6 protein-coding genes are annotated in these 4,079 nt (G+C 50.3%); 4 read left to right on the plus strand and 2 right to left on the minus strand.

Annotated features, from left to right (window positions below):
* On the minus strand, nucleotides 1–303 hold a 303-nt coding region (locus ABYW01_RS15840; RefSeq protein WP_372834499.1), incomplete at its 3' end, for a glutathione S-transferase family protein.
* Nucleotides 304–454: 151 nt separating this feature from the next.
* Between ABYW01_RS15840 and ABYW01_RS15845 the strand changes: the two genes are divergently transcribed.
* The 4 genes from ABYW01_RS15845 (at nucleotide 455) to ABYW01_RS15860 (ending at nucleotide 3,626) form a co-directional block, all read left to right on the plus strand.
* Nucleotides 455–1,357, plus strand: a complete 903-nt coding sequence (locus tag ABYW01_RS15845; protein ID WP_372834502.1) for a LysR family transcriptional regulator — start codon at nucleotides 455–457, stop codon at nucleotides 1,355–1,357.
* 27 nt (nucleotides 1,358–1,384) lie between these two features.
* The gene (locus tag ABYW01_RS15850; protein WP_193955022.1) at nucleotides 1,385–1,603 is read left to right on the plus strand and encodes a DUF3820 family protein; all 219 of its coding nucleotides are present in this window, start codon (nucleotides 1,385–1,387) and stop codon (nucleotides 1,601–1,603) included.
* Between the two features lie 117 nt (nucleotides 1,604–1,720).
* Nucleotides 1,721–2,713, plus strand: a complete 993-nt coding sequence (locus ABYW01_RS15855; protein ID WP_372834507.1) for a peptidase U32 family protein — start codon at nucleotides 1,721–1,723, stop codon at nucleotides 2,711–2,713.
* 10 nt (nucleotides 2,714–2,723) lie between these two features.
* Nucleotides 2,724–3,626 carry a U32 family peptidase gene (locus tag ABYW01_RS15860; RefSeq protein ID WP_372834510.1) on the plus strand — a complete coding sequence of 301 codons (903 nt, stop codon included), beginning with the start codon at nucleotides 2,724–2,726 and terminating at the stop codon, nucleotides 3,624–3,626.
* Between the two features lie 140 nt (nucleotides 3,627–3,766).
* On the opposite strand, the gene ABYW01_RS15865 is transcribed toward ABYW01_RS15860, so the two are convergent.
* On the minus strand, nucleotides 3,767–4,079 hold a 313-nt coding region (locus tag ABYW01_RS15865; protein ID WP_372834513.1), incomplete at its 5' end, for a hypothetical protein.

The following is a 4,079-nucleotide window of genomic DNA, read 5'->3' on the forward strand; positions in this document are numbered from 1 at the left end:
ATCTAGTTCTGATAATTTTTTTGAATTTGGGTCTGCACTTCTAAATTTCTCATGAAGTAAAACGATTCGTTTGATAATCCACAACAATAAGCATATGATCACAGAAGATTCAATGACCGGCTGATCGTTATGCACCAGTGTTGGTACAACACCCAGAGGGTTGAGGGCCAGATACCAGCTCTGCAGGTTTTCTTTGTTTGGCAGATCGATAGGGTGAGCGGTCCAGGGCAGGTCCTTTTCTGCCAGAACAATGCGCACCTTTTGTGCACAGGGCGACATAATGTGAGTGTATAAGGTGATCATGGGTGGACCTCAATCGCTGAATGGCGGCGTCATGTTATTGGAATGATTCCAGTGTAGATCTGTAAAAATGCAGTTAAAATGCATATAAGTGCAGTTTTGGTATGCAATATTGCAGTTTTGTTTTCGCTAAACGTGTAAATCTGAGACGCAAATGAACTGGAATGATCTTAAGTACCTGTTAGCCCTCAGTCGGTTAGGGACGTTGAGCGCCGTCGCAAAAGAAACCGGTGTCGATATGACCACGGTCTCGCGCCGGCTTAAAGCGTTGGAGAGCGCACTAGGCGCTCAGCTGTTTCAGCGCATCGATAATCGCTACTTGCCAACCGATGCCCTGCAGCAGGTATTGATGCGCGCAGAGCAGGTGGAACTGGAGATCGGTCGTCTGCAGAGTGATCTGCTGGGGCAGGATGAAGACCTGAGTGGGCGGGTACGCATCACCTCGGTCCATACCTTTATCAACAGTTACCTGTTGCAGCGCTTACCGGATTTCTATGAGCGTTATCCTGATATAGAGCTGGAAATTATTGCCGATAGCAGTCAGCTGGATTTAGGGCGGCATGAGGCCGATCTGGCGCTGCGTATGGGACGTCCGGATCAGAGCAGCATCGTAACCCGTCGCATGACTGAGCTGAACTATGCCGTGTATGGCCACAAAACGCTGGTGGAGCACAGCCAGAAGATTGCTGATCTGCCATGGGTTTTGTTTGAAGACCGCTATCACAACTTGCCGGAAGCACTCTGGCAGCAACAGTATTATCCGGATGTGCACGCGAAGCTGTTCTGTAATGTCGGCCCCGCGATGCTGACTGCCGCCAGCAACGGGTTAGGTGTCGCGTGTTTACCCTGTTATATGGCGGAACCTGTGAGCGAGTTAGTCGCGTTAACTAAGGCGTTTCCGCTGCGTGCACTCTGGTTGTTAATGCATCCGGAAAAGCGTAATCTGGCGCGCATTCGGGTGTTTGTGGATTGGCTGGAACAGCAGCTGGATAGCGATATATTGTTGTTTCAGGGGCCGCATGTCGTCCCTGAAAATCCCCCTCAAAATTCAGCTTAATGAGTTCAGCAGAGATAGAGTCACGATATGGATCTGAATCCGCAGATGTTAAAAAAAATGGCCCGCATGAAGATGCCGTTTGGTAAATATCAGGGGCGGGTTTTGATGGATCTGCCTGAATCGTATCTGCTGTGGTTTGCGCGTGAAGGCTTTCCGAAAGGGGAGTTAGGCCTGTTATTGGGGTTGTTGCTGGAAATCCGAATCAACGGTCTGGAATCGCTGTTACAGCCGCTGCGAGAACGATAAGTATCCCTCGACGTTTGACCTTTCCCACTGATTTTGACCGCTTGATACCCATCAAGTATTTATCCTGACTGCATTGATACGCTGCCGCACTGTTATCCGATTTTACTGGAGGTAGTGATGGAGCTGGTCTGTCCGGCAGGCAGTTTTCCTGCGTTAAAAGCGGCGGTTGATAATGGTGCCGACGCAGTTTATTTCGGGTTCAGGGACGCAACCAATGCTCGTCACTTTGCTGGTCTGAACTTTGACCGGCGCAAAGCCGAGAAAGGGATCGAATATGCCCGCAGCCGTGGTGTCAAAGTGCTGTGTGCAATCAATACCTATCCTCAGCCTCAGGGCTGGAAGATCTGGCAGCAAGCCGTGGATATGGCCGCTGATCTGGGGGTGAATGCACTCATCGCCGCGGATATGGGGGTGCTGGGCTATGCCGCCGATCGTCATCCTGATCTTAACCTGCACCTGTCTGTGCAAGGCTCTGCTACCAACTACGAAGCGCTAAGTTACTACCAGCAGCAATTTAATATTAAGCGTGCGGTGTTGCCGCGTGTGCTTTCGCTGGCCCAGGTCGAGCACCTTTCCAAACACAGCCCGGTAGAACTTGAGGTGTTTGCCTTCGGTAGCCTCTGCATCATGGTGGAAGGGCGCTGTTATCTGTCCTCCTACCTGACCGACGAATCCCCTAATACCCGTGGTGCCTGTTCTCCCGCTAAAGCGGTACGTTGGGAAGAAACGGACCAGGGATTGGAGTCTCGCCTGAATGAAGTGTTGATTGACCGGTATGGTGAAGGTGAAAAGGCTGGATACCCTACGCTGTGTAAGGGACGCTTTGATGTGGAGGGGAACATTTACCACGCGATGGAAGAACCCACCAGTCTTAACACCCTTGATCTCATTCCAGAGCTGGAATCGATCGGCATCAGTGCGGTCAAAATCGAGGGTCGCCAGCGCAGTCCTGCCTATGTGGCACAAGTTGTCAGCATTTGGCGCAGCGCTTTGGATCGCGCCAAAGCGTCGGGCGCGTATTCAGTGCAGCCTGAGTGGAACAAAGGGCTGACCGATCTTTCCGAAGGTTCAACCACCACCATCGGTGCATACCACCGCAGCTGGCAGTAGGAGACGGCTCATGGATAATCAGATGCAACTGACACTGGGGCCAATGCTGTATTTCTGGCCAAAGCAGGACGTTTTTAACTTCTACGCTGAAATGGCTGAATCGCCGGTTGATACCATCTATCTGGGGGAAACTGTCTGTTCTAAACGTCGCCAGCTTAAACTGGATGACTGGCTGGGCTTGGCGCGGGAGCTGCAGGAATGTGGCAAACAAGTCGTACTATCGGGGCTTGCGTTACTTGAAGCCGAATCGGAGCTCAAAGCGCTGCGCAGAATCTGCAACAACGGTGATTATCAGGTGGAAGCCAATGATATGGCCGCCGTGCAGATGTTGAGTCAGCAGGGCGTGCCGTTCATCACCGGACCTTCGATTAATATCTACAATGTCCAGGTGCTGAAACGACTCTATCAAAGTGGTATGCGACGTTGGGTCATGCCTGTGGAACTGGGAGCTGAGACCCTGACCACACTGCTGCATCAGGCAGAACAGGATGGTTCGATGCCTGACCTGGAAACCGAAGTGTTTGCCTACGGCTGTTTACCGCTGGCATATGCGGCGCGCTGCTTTACGGCTCGTTATCGCAATGTGCCCAAGGACAACTGCGAGTTCTGCTGTATCGAATATCCGGATGGTTTGATGATGCGCTCACAGGAAGGTAAGGCGCTATTCACCATGAACGGTATCCAGACCTTGTCGGCTGAGCACTATAACCTGGAACACGAGCTGGATCGGATGCAGGCGATAGGCGTCAATAAAGTACGTGTCAGCCCGCAGCGTGAAGGATTAGGAGAGGTGATCGAGCGCTTTGCGGCACGCCTGCAAGGGGAATCGATCTCAGAGACTATCCACATAATCAGTCAGGACCAATGCAATGGCTACTGGTATGGTGAACCGGGGATTCAGTGGGTGGAGTGACGAATCCGCCTAGTAAAGATAAGCCGGTTATCATTTAGGGATTGGTCGGCTTTTTATATTTTGAATCTGCAGTAGACGATGAATTCTAATGTTAGGAGATATCTACTTACGGCACAGAGCGGACACTGGAAATGCCTTATTTAGAAGGCTCTAACACCTACTTGCAAATCAAATTTGTGGACCGTGACTCCAACATCATCAGGGATAGAAGAGAAATATAGTGTCGCTTTACTATTATTCACAACCTCCAACTTCAATTCATTTATGATGAAATCAAAAGCTTGGTTTCTGCTGATTTCATCTTTCATACGATCAGACACATACATAAACAAAATTTTGCTTTCACTTCCGTCACAAGCTACTGCAGCTTGATGCTCATTAACTCTGTTAATTACGGGTTTTATACACCATTTAAGGGCTTCATCCTTTCCATACCCATCAATCAGCGCATTC

Origin of the sequence: Pontibacterium sp. (assembly GCF_041587635.1) — a bacterium.
Taxonomy (GTDB): Bacteria; Pseudomonadota; Gammaproteobacteria; order Pseudomonadales; family Balneatricaceae; genus Pontibacterium.

Excerpts from the sequence above, each read along its gene's own strand:
- ABYW01_RS15845 (WP_372834502.1), top strand. The coding sequence starts at position 455 with ATGAACTGGAATGATCTTAAGTACCTGTTAGCCCTCAGTCGGTTAGGG.
- ABYW01_RS15850 (WP_193955022.1), top strand. The coding sequence starts at position 1,385 with ATGGATCTGAATCCGCAGATGTTAAAAAAAATGGCCCGCATGAAGATG.
- ABYW01_RS15855 (WP_372834507.1), top strand. The coding sequence starts at position 1,721 with ATGGAGCTGGTCTGTCCGGCAGGCAGTTTTCCTGCGTTAAAAGCGGCG.
- ABYW01_RS15860 (WP_372834510.1), top strand. The coding sequence starts at position 2,724 with ATGGATAATCAGATGCAACTGACACTGGGGCCAATGCTGTATTTCTGG.